This window comes from Staphylococcus sp. HMSC067F07 (genome assembly GCF_001837405.1).
Taxonomy (GTDB): domain Bacteria; phylum Bacillota; class Bacilli; order Staphylococcales; family Staphylococcaceae; genus Staphylococcus; species Staphylococcus capitis.
Genome location: NZ_KV832234.1, coordinates 631,067 through 646,799 on the forward strand (window position 1 = coordinate 631,067; position 15,733 = coordinate 646,799).

At 34.1% G+C, this 15,733-nt stretch carries 23 protein-coding genes; 17 read left to right on the forward strand and 6 right to left on the reverse strand.

The window, feature by feature from the left end:
* Positions 1-11: 11 nt before the first annotated feature.
* Together mspA and HMPREF2706_RS12225 are read right to left on the reverse strand one after the other, a co-directional pair.
* A complete protein-coding gene (mspA, locus tag HMPREF2706_RS06285) occupies positions 12-329 on the reverse strand; it encodes a membrane stabilizing protein MspA (RefSeq protein WP_002432960.1) in 318 nt (105 codons plus the stop codon).
* Between the two features lie 194 nt (positions 330-523).
* Positions 524-688, reverse strand: a complete 165-nt coding sequence (locus HMPREF2706_RS12225; RefSeq protein ID WP_002432795.1) for an SE1832 family protein — start codon at positions 686-688, stop codon at positions 524-526.
* A 149-nt stretch (positions 689-837) separates the two neighbouring features.
* On the opposite strand from HMPREF2706_RS12225, the gene HMPREF2706_RS06290 reads away from it, so the two are divergent.
* A complete protein-coding gene (locus HMPREF2706_RS06290; protein ID WP_070862266.1) occupies positions 838-1,746 on the forward strand; it encodes an AEC family transporter in 909 nt (302 codons plus the stop codon).
* Positions 1,747-1,862: 116 nt separating this feature from the next.
* Here HMPREF2706_RS06290 and HMPREF2706_RS06295 read toward each other — a convergent pair whose 3' ends face one another.
* The 3 genes from HMPREF2706_RS06295 to HMPREF2706_RS06305 all read right to left on the reverse strand — a co-directional run bounded on the left by HMPREF2706_RS06295 (position 1,863) and on the right by HMPREF2706_RS06305 (position 4,669).
* A complete protein-coding gene (locus HMPREF2706_RS06295) occupies positions 1,863-2,654 on the reverse strand; it encodes a glucose 1-dehydrogenase (protein WP_002469711.1) in 792 nt (263 codons plus the stop codon).
* 19 nt (positions 2,655-2,673) lie between these two features.
* Positions 2,674-3,537: a GRP family sugar transporter gene (locus HMPREF2706_RS06300; RefSeq protein ID WP_070862267.1), complete on the reverse strand. Its 864-nt coding sequence runs from the start codon at positions 3,535-3,537 to the stop codon at positions 2,674-2,676.
* A 247-nt stretch (positions 3,538-3,784) separates the two neighbouring features.
* On the reverse strand, positions 3,785-4,669 hold the full coding sequence (locus HMPREF2706_RS06305; RefSeq protein ID WP_049428259.1) for a GNAT family N-acetyltransferase: 885 nt from the start codon (positions 4,667-4,669) through the stop codon (positions 3,785-3,787).
* Between the two features lie 221 nt (positions 4,670-4,890).
* Here HMPREF2706_RS06305 and HMPREF2706_RS06310 point away from each other — a divergent pair, with 221 nt between their 5' ends.
* Both HMPREF2706_RS06310 and HMPREF2706_RS06315 read left to right on the forward strand, forming a co-directional pair.
* Positions 4,891-7,026, forward strand: a complete 2,136-nt coding sequence (locus HMPREF2706_RS06310; RefSeq protein ID WP_049428256.1) for a DNA topoisomerase III — start codon at positions 4,891-4,893, stop codon at positions 7,024-7,026.
* A gap of 111 nt (positions 7,027-7,137) precedes the next feature.
* Positions 7,138-8,472: an NCS2 family permease gene (locus HMPREF2706_RS06315; RefSeq protein WP_002432350.1), complete on the forward strand. Its 1,335-nt coding sequence runs from the start codon at positions 7,138-7,140 to the stop codon at positions 8,470-8,472.
* A gap of 55 nt (positions 8,473-8,527) precedes the next feature.
* On the opposite strand, the gene HMPREF2706_RS06320 is transcribed toward HMPREF2706_RS06315, so the two are convergent.
* Positions 8,528-8,935 carry a hypothetical protein gene (locus tag HMPREF2706_RS06320; RefSeq protein ID WP_049428254.1) on the reverse strand — a complete coding sequence of 136 codons (408 nt, stop codon included), beginning with the start codon at positions 8,933-8,935 and terminating at the stop codon, positions 8,528-8,530.
* 353 nt (positions 8,936-9,288) lie between these two features.
* Between HMPREF2706_RS06320 and rpsJ the strand changes: the two genes are divergently transcribed.
* From rpsJ to rplE, 14 genes are all read left to right on the forward strand, one after another.
* Positions 9,289-9,597, forward strand: coding sequence for a 30S ribosomal protein S10 (gene rpsJ / locus HMPREF2706_RS06325; protein ID WP_001118667.1), 309 nt, complete (start codon positions 9,289-9,291; stop codon positions 9,595-9,597).
* Between the two features lie 27 nt (positions 9,598-9,624).
* Positions 9,625-10,287, forward strand: coding sequence for a 50S ribosomal protein L3 (gene rplC, locus HMPREF2706_RS06330; protein WP_002453788.1), 663 nt, complete (start codon positions 9,625-9,627; stop codon positions 10,285-10,287).
* Between the two features lie 29 nt (positions 10,288-10,316).
* The gene (rplD, locus tag HMPREF2706_RS06335) at positions 10,317-10,940 is read left to right on the forward strand and encodes a 50S ribosomal protein L4 (protein ID WP_002432772.1); all 624 of its coding nucleotides are present in this window, start codon (positions 10,317-10,319) and stop codon (positions 10,938-10,940) included.
* A complete protein-coding gene (gene rplW, locus HMPREF2706_RS06340) occupies positions 10,940-11,215 on the forward strand; it encodes a 50S ribosomal protein L23 (RefSeq protein ID WP_002432715.1) in 276 nt (91 codons plus the stop codon). Before rplD ends, rplW begins: the two co-directional genes overlap by 1 nt.
* Positions 11,216-11,246: 31 nt before the next feature.
* Positions 11,247-12,080 carry a 50S ribosomal protein L2 gene (gene rplB, locus HMPREF2706_RS06345; RefSeq protein WP_002432890.1) on the forward strand — a complete coding sequence of 278 codons (834 nt, stop codon included), beginning with the start codon at positions 11,247-11,249 and terminating at the stop codon, positions 12,078-12,080.
* Positions 12,081-12,147: 67 nt separating this feature from the next.
* Complete coding sequence (rpsS, locus tag HMPREF2706_RS06350; protein WP_001829710.1) at positions 12,148-12,426, forward strand: 30S ribosomal protein S19; 279 nt, start codon at positions 12,148-12,150, stop codon at positions 12,424-12,426.
* 27 nt (positions 12,427-12,453) lie between these two features.
* Positions 12,454-12,807: a 50S ribosomal protein L22 gene (gene rplV / locus HMPREF2706_RS06355; RefSeq protein WP_002432623.1), complete on the forward strand. Its 354-nt coding sequence runs from the start codon at positions 12,454-12,456 to the stop codon at positions 12,805-12,807.
* A 23-nt stretch (positions 12,808-12,830) separates the two neighbouring features.
* Entirely contained in the window at positions 12,831-13,484 is a 654-nt protein-coding gene (gene rpsC, locus HMPREF2706_RS06360; protein WP_070862268.1) for a 30S ribosomal protein S3, read from the forward strand.
* Positions 13,485-13,486: 2 nt separating this feature from the next.
* The gene (rplP, locus tag HMPREF2706_RS06365; protein WP_002432945.1) at positions 13,487-13,921 is read left to right on the forward strand and encodes a 50S ribosomal protein L16; all 435 of its coding nucleotides are present in this window, start codon (positions 13,487-13,489) and stop codon (positions 13,919-13,921) included.
* Positions 13,911-14,120 carry a 50S ribosomal protein L29 gene (rpmC, locus tag HMPREF2706_RS06370; protein WP_000644737.1) on the forward strand — a complete coding sequence of 70 codons (210 nt, stop codon included), beginning with the start codon at positions 13,911-13,913 and terminating at the stop codon, positions 14,118-14,120. Before rplP ends, rpmC begins: the two co-directional genes overlap by 11 nt.
* Before the next feature lie 24 nt (positions 14,121-14,144).
* A complete protein-coding gene (gene rpsQ / locus HMPREF2706_RS06375) occupies positions 14,145-14,408 on the forward strand; it encodes a 30S ribosomal protein S17 (protein ID WP_002432741.1) in 264 nt (87 codons plus the stop codon).
* A 30-nt stretch (positions 14,409-14,438) separates the two neighbouring features.
* A complete protein-coding gene (rplN, locus tag HMPREF2706_RS06380) occupies positions 14,439-14,807 on the forward strand; it encodes a 50S ribosomal protein L14 (RefSeq protein ID WP_002432661.1) in 369 nt (122 codons plus the stop codon).
* Between the two features lie 40 nt (positions 14,808-14,847).
* Positions 14,848-15,165: a 50S ribosomal protein L24 gene (gene rplX, locus HMPREF2706_RS06385; protein WP_070862269.1), complete on the forward strand. Its 318-nt coding sequence runs from the start codon at positions 14,848-14,850 to the stop codon at positions 15,163-15,165.
* A 25-nt stretch (positions 15,166-15,190) separates the two neighbouring features.
* Positions 15,191-15,730, forward strand: a complete 540-nt coding sequence (gene rplE / locus HMPREF2706_RS06390) for a 50S ribosomal protein L5 (protein WP_002432757.1) — start codon at positions 15,191-15,193, stop codon at positions 15,728-15,730.
* Positions 15,731-15,733: the final 3 nt, after the last annotated feature.

The window sequence follows — 15,733 nt, forward strand, 5'->3', positions numbered from 1 at the left end:
TTTCATATTTTTTAATATAAAAATAGCGTTAAAATTACATAAATTACTATCAAAATAATTGAAATGATATTTAAAATGTTAACACCTTTTTTATCGCCTTTAAGTTCTTTAAAGCCTGTAACCTCAATGTTACCAACTAGGAGTAATAACACGATAAATACCCACCAATTTTCTTTCGGAAATTGTAGCGTCGTAATCGCAACGACGAACAATAATAAAATACCCATAATAATTCTTAAAATTCTCGTGAAAATCGAGTGCATTTTAAAAATACTAATATATGCGACAATTAAGTATAAAATGGGCAACAAAATTAGATAAAATTGCATCTGGGACATCCTTTCTTTTACGAATTATATATTAGCACGTTCAAAAATTGATGACTAGGATGTTTAATAATTCATATGTAAGTTAATTTGAATATGCTCATTGTCAATAAATGATTAAAGAAAAGTCTTGTTCTCATTTATGTCTAACATTTAATTTGTAATAACTAAATTTTAAATTTCTGTCTACCATTAAATTACTCATTCATTTTAGCTCGAATGTCAGAAATTTGTTGTTCAATATCTTCTAGCTGTTTTAGTAGTGGATCAACATTTTGATTAAGCGATTCCTTTTTATCTAAATCATTTTGTAATCGTACATAATCATATTTTAGTTCTGTTAATTTAGATTCTAAATCCATAGAAACAAATCTCCTTTTATCATTGAAATTGTTTAGTAACTATATTTAAATTAGATTATATCACGAAACAAGACGCTTCTAAAAATTGTGAGAAATATGTTAAAGTTATCAACTGTAAAAATGAAAATCCAGAGAAAGAAGGTATAGATGTGACTGAACAATTTGTCATGATTATATTACTTATTGCGCTCGGTTATTTTCTTAAGCGCATTAATTATTTAAAAGCAACTGATAGTAAAGTTCTTTCAACGCTTGTATTAAACGTCACATTACCTTCTCTTGTCATCGTTAACTTAAATAGTGCTGACCTAAATATGTCATTCTCAATCTTACCAATCATGATGATAGTCTATGGTATTGTTGCCAAAATCATTGTGATATGGTTCTTTAGGAAGTATAGTAACCAAATGCGTGGTTCTGTAGGAATGATGACAGGTTCAATGAATATCGGTCTGTTCGCGTATCCTTTAGTTAATGCTATTTGGCCAGAAAAAGGTATGGTATATTTTGGAATGGCTGATATTGGTGGGGCAATGATTATGTTCGGTTTGACATACTTTGTGGGAAGTTATTTCAGTGAAGGTGGAGACCAATTCAATTTTAAATTTTTAGGGAAGAAATTGATTCAGTCTGTACCATTAGTAACATATATCGTTATGTTTACACTAAATATGTCTAATATTCATATATGGAAGCCAGCTATAGACTTCTTCAGCATTCTTTCTAAAGCTAATATGCCATTATCTATGATATTACTAGGTGTTATGTTGAGCTTTAGCATTGATAGAGAATACTTACCTGTAACCATTAAGTATCTTTGCTTACATTATGGATTAGCTATTGTAGCAGGAACACTTGTACATTTCTTTTTACCGGTATCAGATCCAATGATTAAGACGACGTTATTAATTACGTGGCTCTTACCAGTAGGTGTAGCTATCATACCTTACTCCATTCAATTTAAGTATAAGACGTTGCCATTTGTTGGGATGGTCACTAACTTAACTATAATAATTAGTATTGTTATTCTATATGTTTATCAAGCACTTTTTGTTTAGTTGTTTGTTCATTCATTTTTGAAAAATAAAATCTAATAGCAATGTATGAAAAAAGCATGCGAATGACTTATAAAAAAGTCTTCGCATGCTTTTTTGAGTGTGAATTTTAAAAGGGGTTATCCTTTACCACCCATAAATGCTGGATAATTAGTCATACCACCGTCAACATAAATAGTTGTACCATGAATATAGCTTGCTAAATCAGAGGCTAAAAATAATGCGACGTTTGAAATATCTTGAGCTTCACCAATTTCACGTGCTGGGATCATTTCTAACGTTTCTTCACGTGTTTTAGGATCAGAAAATTTTTCTCGAGTATGTTCAGTGACAATGGCGCCTGGAGAAATATTATTGATACGAATACCATACTGAGCATATTCCATTGACATAGTTTCCATCATTAACTTTAATCCGCCTTTACTTGCAGCGTAATTGACATAGTTAGGCCAAGGAATTGTGTCATGAACGCTTGAGGTATTGATTATGACACCTTTTTTATTTTCTTTAAGAAATTGATTAATCGCCTCACGAGAACCTGTAAATGCACCTGTTAAGTTAATATCTATGACTTTTTGCCATTCAGCATTAGACATTTCATGTGTTGGGATTGGTTTTTCAAAACCAGCATTGTTAATCATAATATCTAATGTACCAAATTGATCAACTGCTGATTGAACAAGATTTTTAACATCTTCTTCTACAGCAACATCACCTTGAACTGCAATAGCTTGTCCGCCAGCATTTTGAATCGTATTTTTTAGTTCATCTATTTCATCTAAATGACGATCAGAGCGATAGTTTAATACTACTTTAGATTTAGCTTTCCCAAAGTTTTCGGCAAATGATTTACCAATGCCACTACCAGCTCCAGTAATAACAACTACTTTGTTTTCTAATTCTTTAAACATTTTACGTCCCCCTAACGTTTTATTTCAAGTTACCTAGAATAATTGATGCGATGATTATCACAATGATACCTGACCATATACCAATCATTTGGCGATGATCTTTTTTCTCACCTAAAATAAAGATACCACCTAAAGTAGAAACGATAACAAGTAATTGTGATAATGAGAAGCTTGTGGCTACACCAACTTTAGGTTGTGAGTAGAACATAAATAAGTTACCAATACCCCATACTACACCAGGTATTAAATTCAATGCAGTAGATTTAATAGAAGTTTGATGATTCATAGAGAGAATAAATCCACCGATGGCCATACCGATTGATTGGAAGAATAGGGCATCAGTACCACTGACTCCGAAAATATCTCCAAGAACAACATAGCCTACGTAACCAATAGTTGAAATAAGCAAGATACCCATTGCTTTTTTGAATTCTGGATTATTGGATGTGCCTTCATTTTTAGCTTTAAGTGATGTTAGAGCAATACCAACCACTAGTAAAACCATTGCGATGAGGCCCATTACAACTTGAACCATGGTACTCCATTCTCCTAAGAAAATGGCACTAAATAGAGTAGTACCAACAAGTTGCATTCCTGTAGAAATAGGCATCGTCTTTGAAACGCCTATTAAGTTGACAGATTTTAACTGATTACCTTGACCAAAGGCCCAAAGCGCACCAGAGATTAAACCTACAATAATAACTGTTAAATTATCAAAAGCAGCATTACCAGTTAGTAGTAAACCGATACCGACAATTAGAGTACCTAAAGTCGTTCCACGGATTTGATTGTAGGGTCCACCACCTACAAACACATTTATAATTACAACACTACCCCAAAACAGGGCTGGTAATAGTGCGATGAGAAAGTCTAAAAATTGCACTTATTACTCACTCTCCTAAAAAACTTTATTAAGTGTACTCTTTAACACTTGAAATTATTCTAAATCAAAAAATTTGATAAGTAAAAAACAAAAACTTACGAATGACAACTCAGAGTAAAAGTTTGAGAAATGTCTAATAAAAAAACCGTAAACTAAGTTAAGTCTATAAACACTCTATGTATACAAGATATTTATAAACAGTCGTTTACGGTTAAAGTATAAAATTAATTATGTGAAAGTGTACTAATCAACTTGAGAAATCCTGGTGCAAATGTCTAGGTTCAAATTTATATTTCTTATATTCATAGTTAATTTGGAAGCCCAACTCGTTGAAACGTTCAACCAATTTGCTATTTTTATTACGTATTTTAAAGTAGACTTTGTGAATAGTATAATGCTCGAAAGCGTATTTCAAAGCATACTCAAGTAAATCAAAAGCAATCCCTTTGAGTCGATAATCCATATGGGAACTAAAGTACTTAATTTCGGCATTGTTGCGTTCAGTATCGACTTGTAAGTATAAATACCCCTTCAATAGACCTTCACTTACAAATATAAATAATCGATTATGTTCATCTAGTGATTCTATAATTTCATCCGGAGTCATTGCGTTATGTTTAAAGGTCATCATATGTAATTTGCTAAATGCACGATAAAAACCTTTTTGATATTCGATGATATTTTGATTATTAAAATGATCTCCAAGGTCTTTTTGTGCTTCCAAATAATAATCAGTAAAATTATAACTAGCATGGATTGTCTTCATATAGGTTTTATATTCTTGTGCACCTTCTTCAAATGAAAAGTTGAATATGGATTCATCCGGTTGTTGTTCTATCAATTTATCAAACAGTAATTTGAATTGATTATCAGTCAAAGTAAAGTCTTGTGCAATAAATGGTCCTATTATTTTGTACCGATGATTATCATATGAGAAAGCAAGTATCAACGCTTGAATTTGATTATTTTCAGTCATTGCAATCACGCCTGGATGAGTAATAGCTTCATTTAATAATGTGTCAAAATCCTCATATTCTTGAGGTAGTTTATATAAATAAGATGTTGATAGGTAACGAGATGAGTCTATAAATGCTTTTATTTCTTGTGGTTCACGCAATTGAACGATATTCATCATTCTACCTCCGCCTCTTATAGTCTTTCTTCAATTATATTATATTTATAGAGAAATGAAAGTTTATCGATAGATACACATGTTACAATATGACTAATACTATTCAATGAATAAGTTTAATTTTGAAAAAATATTTTGAGAGAGTTCTTCTTTACGATTCAAAAATTATTATTGTAAAAATTAAGCTAACGTCAAATTCATTTTCAGAAAGGGAAGTTATCATGAAATCCTTAATATTAGCTGAAAAGCCTTCGGTAGCTCGAGATATAGCTGAGGCATTAAATATCAAGCAGAAAAAGAATGGATATATTGAGAATGAAAAGTATATCGTGACTTGGGCATTAGGCCATTTAGTCACAAATGCAACACCAGAACAATATGATGTTTCATATAAAGAATGGAAACTTGAGGATTTACCTATTATACCTAAACATATGAAGACTATTGTTATTGGTAAAACGAGTAAGCAATTTAAAACTGTAAAATCATTAATAATGGATAAAAAGGTGAACAACATCATTATAGCAACTGATGCGGGGCGAGAAGGGGAACTTGTCGCAAGGCTCATACTTGATAAAGTTGGCAACAAGAAACCAATTCAACGGTTATGGATTAGTTCGGTAACTAAGAAGGCCATTCAGAACGGTTTTAAACATTTAAAAGATGGACGTGCATATCATAGTCTTTATCAGGCAGCATTAGCGAGGAGTGAAGCGGATTGGATTGTAGGAATTAATGCCACACGTGCGCTGACAACAAAGTATGATGCACAATTATCACTAGGACGTGTTCAAACACCAACTATACAATTAGTGCAATCTAGACAGGAAGAAATTAATCATTTCCAACCTGAGAAGTACTATACATTATCAATTAAGGTAGATGGGTACGACTTTCAATTAGATTCAAATAAACGTTATAAAAATAAAGAAGGTTTAGAAGCACTTGCACAACAAGTAAAAAACCAAGAAGGCAAAATATTAGATATAAAAACTAAGCATAAGAAAATGTACCCACAAATGTTATATAATTTAACGGATTTACAACAAGACGCGTATCGACGTTTTAAAATGGGACCGAAGGACACGTTAAATACATTACAAAACTTATATGAAAGACATAAAATTGTGACGTATCCACGTACTGACTCTAATTATTTAACGAATGATATGGTGGATACGATTAAGGAACGTTTACAAGCCTTACTCGCTACTGAATATAAAGCCCATGTGCGAGAACTTATGAGTCAGTCATTTTCACCTAAAATGAATATATTTAATGATGGAAAAGTATCAGATCACCATGCCATTATACCTACGGAAGTAAGACCATCACTTGATCAACTCAGTCAACGAGAATTAAAAATTTATACAATTATTGTTCAAAGATTTTTAGAAACTTTAATGAAACCTTACGAATATGAAAATGTTGTGATTAACTTTGGTATAAAAGATTTAATCTTTACATTGAAAGAAAACATTCCTAAACAATTAGGTTTTAAGGCACTTAAAGAAGAGGAATTACGTCAAACATCATCACATCGATTTACTAAAAATCTTAAGTTCAAAGTTCAAAAAGTGAATATTCATGAACATGAAACGAAAGCACCTGATTATTTTAATGAAGGTTCTCTATTAAAAGCGATGGAAAATCCACAAAATTATATTAATTTTAGTAATAAAAAGTATGCTCAAACTCTTAAACAAACTGGAGGAATAGGGACAGTTGCAACTCGTGCAGACATTATTGATAAGCTTTTTAATATGAATGCACTTGAATCAAGAGATGGTAAAATCAAAGTTACATCTAAAGGTAAACAAATTTTAGAGTTATCGCCTGATCAATTAACATCACCTCTTTTAACTGCTCAGTGGGAAGAAAAGTTGATTCTTATTGAACAAGGGAAATATAACTCTCAGAAATTCATGAACGAAATGAGAGACTTCACTAAACAAATTGTAGACAAAATTAAAAATAGTGAACAAAAATATAAACATGATAATTTAACTACGACCGAATGTCCTACATGTGGTAAGTTCATGATCAAAGTAAAAACTAAAAATGGTCAAATGCTTGTATGCCAAGACCCCTCTTGTAAAACTAAGAAAAATGTTCAACGTAAAACGAATGCGCGTTGTCCTAATTGTAAGAAGAAAATGACTTTATTTGGAAGAGGGAAAGAGGCAGTATACAGATGTGTTTGTGGTCATTCTGAAACACAAGCTCAAATGAATAAGCGTATGAAAGAGAAAACTAACGGTAAAGTTTCACGTAAAGAAATGAAGAAATATATGAATAATACAGAAGAGATAGATAATAATCCATTTAAAGACGCTTTAAAAAATTTAAAACTTTAAAAAATAGCGAACGAAAAAATATAAATATAACCAAAGGTTCGTTTTTGGTATTGTTTTTTGTGAATTTAGGTATTAAAATATTAAAGTATTTCAAATAAAGGAGCATTTACCGTGAAAAAATACTTTCAGTTCGATAAGCATGGAACAAATTATAGAAATGAAATTTTAGGTGGTATCACGACGTTTTTATCTATGGCTTATATCCTTGCCGTAAATCCTCAAGTTTTAAGTTTGGCTGGGGTAAAAGGTGTTTCTAGCGATATGAAAATGGACCAAGGAGCAATTTTTGTTGCCACTGCATTAGCTGCTTTCGTTGGTTCTTTATTTATGGGACTTATCGCTAAATATCCAATAGCCTTAGCGCCAGGAATGGGATTAAATGCTTTCTTCGCATTTACTGTTGTGCTTACAATGGGAATTCCATGGAAAGTAGGTTTAACCGGCGTACTTTTCTCTGGGGTGTTCTTTGCTATCTTAACTGCCACAGGATTAAGGGAAATCATTATTAATGCTATACCTTATCAGATGAAAATGGCTGTTTCAGCAGGTATAGGATTGTTTATCACCTTTGTAGGACTTCAAAGTTCTGGAATCATTATTAAAAATGATTCAACACTTGTTACACTTGGTCACTTAACTAAAGCGCCAGTATTATTAGCGATATTTGGAATTATAATTACTGTTATTTTATACGCTAAAAAAGTACCAGGTTCTATATTTATAGGGATGATTATTACAGCGATTGTAGGTATGATTACAGGTCAAATCCATACTCCATCAGGAATTGTAGGTCATATTCCTAGTATTAAACCAACTTTTGGTGTAGCGTTTGAATCATTTAAAGATCCTGGTCAATTATTCACAGTTCAATTTTTAATCGTCATTTTAACATTTTTATTCATTGACTTCTTTGATACGGCAGGTACACTTGTAGCTGTTGCAACACAAGCTGGTATCATGAAAGATAATAAATTACCTAGAGCAGGAAGAGCGCTTTTCTCAGATTCACTTGCTACGATTGTGGGAGCAATTTTTGGTACAACAACTACTACTTCATACATAGAATCTACATCAGGTGTAGCGGTAGGTGCCCGTACAGGTTTTGCTAGTATTGTAACTGGTATTTGTTTCTTACTTGCACTATTCTTTAGTCCACTTATCGAAGTGGTTACAAGTGCTGTGACTACGCCTGCTTTAGTAGTTGTAGGTGTGTTAATGGCTTCTAACTTTGCTGAAATCAATTGGAAGCGATTTGAAGTTGCGGTTCCTGCATTTATTACCATTATTATGATGCCTTTATCATATTCAATTGCTACAGGTATTGCGTGTGGATTTATATTCTATCCACTTACAATGGTTATCACCAAAAGACATAAAGAAGTACATCCTATTATGTATGTACTCATGGCATTATTTATACTTTACTTTGTGTTTGTTCATAAATAATAAAAAAGGTCGACCCATATATGGGCCGACCTTTTTCTACTATTATAAGTGATATTTATCTATGAATTTCTTCTTTTTCTCTATTATCGTTCTTATATTGAGTGTAGATTACTCGAGCATCTTTATTTGGTAGATAAGTTGGAGCAGATAAAACAATGAATACAAAAAATATCATTAAGAAGAATAAAATCCAATGTACTACCATACCAACCACTGGGATAAATGCAATAAATGATCCTACGATACCTAAAATCGGTATAATAACCATTGGTTTAATAGAATTTTGAGTATCTACAAGTAAGATAATTGTAATAATAAGATAGAGAAAAGCATTAAGTAATAATGGTTGCCAACCAAAACTTAAAATGACACTACCACCTAAAAAAGGAATCCCATAGAAAAATTCACAAACGATAAGGAAAACCCCTGAAATTGCTAAAGTCATTTTAACTCCGTTTTTCATCTAATCACTCCTATTCTCTTCCTATTATATTAAAGCTAACGTTATAAATATATTAATATGTTTCCGTTTAGGAAATGAACTAAAATAAAAGTAAAAAATTTCAATAAAACGGTTGAACATGCTCTTTATTTCAAGTACAATAATCAAGTATGTGTTAGACAGATATATAGAAAGTTGCTGAAAAACCTTGATTTATCGGTGTTTTTCATGTAACATATCTAATGTTGGACTTTATGAAAAGCGATGAAGCGAAAGGTTACTGACACACCCGGCCGCTTTGCCATGGCGTTGTGTGAGATAGTTTTCGTGGAGAAGTCTATCACTTAAATGTAGACGAACAAGGAGGGAAAATTATGGCAAAACAAAAAATCAGAATCAGATTAAAAGCTTATGATCACCGTGTGATTGATCAATCAGCAGAGAAAATTGTTGAAACTGCAAAACGTTCTGGTGCAGATGTTTCTGGACCAATTCCGTTACCAACTGAAAAATCAGTTTATACAATCATTCGTGCCGTGCATAAGTACAAAGATTCTCGTGAACAATTCGAACAACGTACTCACAAACGTTTAATCGATATTGTTAACCCAACACCTAAAACAGTTGATGCTCTTATGGGCTTAAACTTACCTTCAGGTGTAGACATCGAAATTAAATTATAATAGAAATTTTTAGGAGGTGGACTTTCGATGACCAAAGGAATCTTAGGAAGAAAAATCGGGATGACACAAGTTTTCGGTGAAAACGGTGAATTAATCCCAGTAACAGTAGTAGAAGCAAGCCAAAACGTTGTATTACAAAAGAAAACTGAAGAAGTTGACGGTTACAACGCAATCCAAGTTGGATTTGAAGACAAACAAGCATATAAAAAAGGTTCTAAATCTAATAAATATGCAAATAAGCCAGCTGAAGGTCACGCTAAAAAAGCTGACACAGCACCTAAGCGCTTCATTCGTGAATTCCGCAACGTTAACGTTGACGAATACGAAGTAGGTCAAGAAGTCTCAGTTGATACATTTGAAACTGGTGACATCATTGATGTTACAGGTGTTTCAAAAGGTAAAGGTTTCCAAGGTGCTATCAAACGTCATGGTCAAGCACGTGGACCAATGGGTCACGGTTCTCATTTCCACAGAGCGCCAGGTTCTGTAGGTATGGCTTCAGACGCTTCAAGAGTATTTAAAGGACAAAAAATGCCAGGTCGCATGGGTGGAAACACTGTAACTGTTCAAAACTTAGAAGTCGTTCAAGTAGACACTGACAATAGCGTAATTTTAGTTAAAGGTAACGTACCTGGACCTAAAAAAGGCTTAGTAGAAATCACAACTTCAATTAAAAAAGGTAATAAATAATTCAAGAAGCGAAAGGAGGAAATTGCATAATGGCTAATTATGATGTTTTAAAAGTAGACGGATCTAAATCTGGTTCAGTTGAATTAAGCGATTCAGTATTCGCTATTGAACCTAATAATAGCGTTCTTTTCGAAGCTATTAACTTACAACGTGCGTCATTACGCCAAGGTACACACGCTGTTAAAAATCGTTCAGCTGTACGTGGTGGCGGACGTAAACCATGGAGACAAAAAGGAACAGGTCGTGCACGTCAAGGTACAATCCGTGCTCCACAATGGCGCGGTGGTGGTATCGTATTCGGACCAACTCCAAGAAGTTATTCATACAAAATGCCTAAGAAAATGCGTCGTTTAGCTTTACGTTCTGCATTATCTTTCAAAGTTCAAGAAAATGGATTTACAGTTGTTGATTCTTTCGGTTTTGACGCTCCAAAAACAAAAGAATTCAAAAATGTTTTATCTACTCTTGAACAACCAAAAAAAGTTTTAGTTGTTACTGAAGACGAAGATGTAAATGTTGAATTATCAGCACGCAACATCCCTGGAGTACAAGTTTCAACTGCACAAGGATTAAACGTTTTAGATATTACAAGCGCTGACAGTGTAGTAATCACTGAAGCTGCTGCTAAAAAAGTTGAGGAGGTGCTCGGATAATGGAAGCAAGAGATATTCTTAAGCGCCCCGTAATCACTGAGAAATCTTCAGAAGCTATGGCAGAAGATAAATATACTTTCGACGTTGATACTCGTGTTAATAAAACACAAGTCAAAATTGCTGTAGAAGAAATCTTCGATGTAAAAGTTGAAAGTGTTAATATCATGAACTATAAACCTAAGAAAAAACGTATGGGCCGTTATCAAGGCTATACAAATAAAAGAAGAAAAGCGATTGTTAAATTAAAAGAAGGTTCAATCGACTTATTTAACTAAAAATAAATTACCAATAAGGAGGTAAGCGACAATGGCTCTTAAAAAATATAAGCCAATAACAAATGGTCGTCGTAATATGACTACTTTGGATTTCGCAGAAATCACAAAGACAACACCTGAAAAGTCATTATTACAACCGCTACCGAAAAGAGCGGGACGTAACAACCAAGGTAAATTGACTGTTCGCCATCATGGTGGAGGACATAAACGTCAATACCGTGTTATCGATTTCAAACGTAATAAAGATGGAATCACTGCTAAAGTAGATTCAATTCAATATGATCCAAACCGTTCAGCAAACATTGCTTTATTAGTATATGCTGATGGTGAAAAACGCTATATCATCGCACCTAAAGGATTACAAGTAGGTCAAACTGTTGAAAGTGGTTCAGAAGCTGATATTAAAGTAGGTAATGCTTTACCACTACAAGACATTCCAGTTGGTACTGTAATTCATAACATTGAGTTAAAACCAGGAAAAGGTGGACAACTTGCTCGTTCAGCTGGTGCTAGCTCACAAGTATTAGGTAAAGAAGGTAAATATGTATTAATCAGATTAAGATCTGGTGAAGTACGTATGATCTTATCTACTTGCCGTGCTACTATCGGTCAAGTTGGTAACTTACAACATGAACTTGTTAACGTTGGTAAAGCTGGACGTTCTAGATGGAAAGGCGTTCGCCCAACAGTTCGTGGTTCTGTTATGAACCCTAACGATCACCCACACGGTGGTGGTGAAGGTCGTGCACCAATCGGTAGACCATCTCCAATGTCACCATGGGGTAAACCAACTCTTGGTAAGAAAACACGTCGTGGTAAAAAATCATCAGACAAACTTATCGTTCGTGGACGTAAGAGAAAATAATAATAACAACTTATTTGGGTGTGCGGCTTAAAAGCTGCACGCACACAATAAGAAGGGAGGCGCCCAAATGGCTCGTAGTATTAAAAAAGGACCTTTCGTCGATGATCACTTAATGAAAAAAGTAGAAGCACAAGACGGAAGTGAAAAGAAACAAGTAATTAAAACATGGTCTCGTCGTTCTACAATTTTCCCTAACTTCATCGGTCATACTTTTGCAGTATACGATGGACGTAAACATGTACCTGTATATGTAACAGAAGATATGGTAGGTCACAAATTAGGTGAATTTGCTCCTACTCGTACATTTAAAGGACATGCTGCAGACGACAAGAAAACTAGAAGATAATTTTAATAAGTAGAGGAGGAAATCCTAATGGAAGCAAAAGCGGTTGCTAGAACAATAAGAATCGCACCTCGTAAAGTAAGATTAGTTCTTGACTTAATCAGAGGTAAAAATGCTGCTGAAGCTATTGCTATTTTAAAATTAACTAACAAAGCTTCATCACCAGTAATCGAAAAAGTATTAATGTCCGCTTTAGCAAATGCAGAGCATAACTATGACATGAACACTGATGAATTAGTTATCAAAGAGGCATATGCAAATGAAGGACCAACTTTAAAACGTTTCCGCCCACGTGCACAAGGTCGTGCAAGTGCAATTAATAAACGTACAAGCCACATTACAATCGTCGTAAGTGACGGTAAAGAAGAAGCTAAAGAAGCTTAATAACTTTCTAAGGAGGGAATACTGTGGGTCAAAAAATTAATCCAATCGGACTTCGTGTCGGAGTTATCCGTGACTGGGAAGCGAAATGGTATGCTGAAAAAGACTTCGCTTCATTATTACACGAAGATTTAAAAATCCGTAAATTTATTGATAAAGAACTTAAAGAAGCATCAGTTTCTCATGTAGACATTGAACGCTCTGCTAACCGTATCAACATTGCTATTCACACTGGTAAACCAGGTATGGTAATTGGTAAAGGCGGTTCAGAAATTGAAAAACTTCGTAATAAATTAAACGCTTTAACAGATAAAAAAGTACACATTAACGTAATTGAAATCAAAAAAGTTGATATTGATGCTCGTTTAGTAGCTGAAAATATCGCACGTCAATTAGAAAATCGTGCTTCATTCCGTCGTGTACAAAAACAAGCTATAACAAGAGCTATGAAACTTGGTGCTAAAGGTATCAAAACTCAAGTATCAGGTCGTTTAGGCGGAGCTGACATCGCTCGTGCTGAACAATATTCAGAAGGAACTGTTCCACTTCATACTTTACGTGCTGACATCGATTACGCACACGCTGAAGCCGACACTACTTATGGTAAATTAGGCGTTAAAGTATGGATTTATCGTGGAGAAGTTCTTCCTACTAAGAACACTAGTGAAGGAGGAAAATAATAATGTTACTACCAAAACGTGTAAAATATCGTCGTCAACATCGTCCAAAAACAACTGGTCGTTCTAAAGGCGGTAACTACGTAACATTTGGTGAGTATGGTTTACAAGCAACTACAACGTCTTGGATCACATCTCGTCAAATCGAATCTGCTCGTATTGCAATGACACGTTACATGAAACGTGGCGGGAAAGTTTGGATTAAAATCTTCCCTCATACACCGTATACTAAAAAACCTTTAGAAGTACGTATGGGTGCCGGTAAAGGTGCGGTTGAAGGCTGGATTGCAGTCGTTAAACCTGGTAGAATCTTATTCGAAGTAGCTGGTGTATCTGAAGAAGTTGCACGTGAAGCATTACGTTTAGCAAGTCACAAACTTCCAGTAAAAACTAAGTTTGTAAAACGTGAAGAATTGGGTGGTGAAACAAATGAAAGCTAAGGAAATTAGAGACTTAACCACTTCAGAAATCGAAGAACAAATCAAATCTTCAAAAGAAGAGCTTTTTAACCTACGCTTTCAGTTAGCTACAGGTCAATTAGAAGAAACTGCACGTATTCGCACAGTAAGAAAAACGATTGCACGTCTAAAAACTGTTGCTCGTGAAAGAGAAATTGAACAAAGTAAGGCTAATCAATAATAATTGAAAGAGGAGGTTACGAAAGTGAGCGAAAGAAACGATCGTAAAGTTTATGTAGGTAGAGTTGTTTCAGACAAAATGGACAAAACTATTACAGTTCTTGTAGAAACTTACAAAACTCACAAATTATACGGTAAACGAGTAAAATACTCTAAAAAATACAAAACTCATGATGAAAACAATTCAGCTAAATTAGGAGACATTGTTAAAATTCAAGAAACTCGTCCTTTATCAGCAACAAAACGTTTTCGTTTAGTAGAAATTGTTGAAGAGTCAGTAATTATTTAATCAAGATTAGAGATAAGGGAGGTTTAACGAATGATCCAACAAGAAACACGTTTAAAAGTAGCAGACAACTCTGGTGCTCGTGAAGTTCTTACAATTAAAGTATTAGGTGGATCTGGTCGCAAAACAGCGAATATCGGTGATATCATCGTATGTACTGTTAAAAATGCAACACCAGGTGGCGTTGTTAAAAAAGGCGACGTTGTAAAAGCTGTTGTAGTTCGTACTAAATCAGGTGTTCGCCGTAACGACGGTTCATATATCAAATTTGATGAAAATGCATGTGTTATCATCCGTGATGACAAAGGCCCACGTGGTACTCGTATCTTTGGTCCTGTTGCTCGTGAACTACGTGAAGGTAACTTCATGAAAATCGTATCATTAGCACCAGAAGTACTATAATACAAAAATTACCAATCATACTATTTAAGGAGGTGCCCACATGCATATCAAAAAAGGTGACAACGTAAAAGTTATCGCAGGTAAAGACAAAGGTAAAGAAGGTAAAGTTGTAGCGACTGAACCTAAAAAAGACCGTGTCGTTGTGGAAGGTGTTAACGTAATTAAAAAACACCAAAAACCAACTCAATTAAATCCTGAAGGTGGAATCTTAGAAATAGAGGCAGCAATCCATGTTTCTAACGTACAATTATTAGACCCTAAAACAAACGAACCTACAAGAGTAGGATACAAAATTGTTGATGGTAAAAAAGTTCGCGTCGCTAAAAAATCAGGCGAAGAAATCAAATCTAATAATTAATAACTAGTTGAAAGGAGGATCCACTTTGAACCGTTTAAAAGAAAAGTATAACTCTGAAGTTACTGAGAACTTAGTAAAAAAATTCAACTATAGTTCAGTAATGGAAGTACCTAAAATCGAAAAAATCGTAGTGAACATGGGTGTAGGTGACGCAGTTCAAAACTCTAAAGTATTAGATAATGCTGTAGAAGAGTTAGAATTAATTACTGGTCAAAAACCATTAGTAACTAAAGCAAAAAAATCAGTTGCAACATTCCGTTTACGTGAAGGTATGCCAATCGGTGCTAAAGTAACACTTCGCGGTGAAAGAATGTATGAATTCTTAGATAAACTTATTGCAGTATCATTACCTCGTGTACGTGACTTCCAAGGCGTTTCTAAAACAGCTTTTGATGGACGCGGTAACTACACTTTAGGTGTTAAAGAACAATTAATTTTCCCTGAAATTGATTATGATAAAGTAAGTAAAGTTAGAGGAATGGATATTGTTATCGTAACAACTGCTAATACTGACGAGGAAGCTCGTGAGTTATTATCAAACTTCGGTATGCCATTTCGTAAATAATCT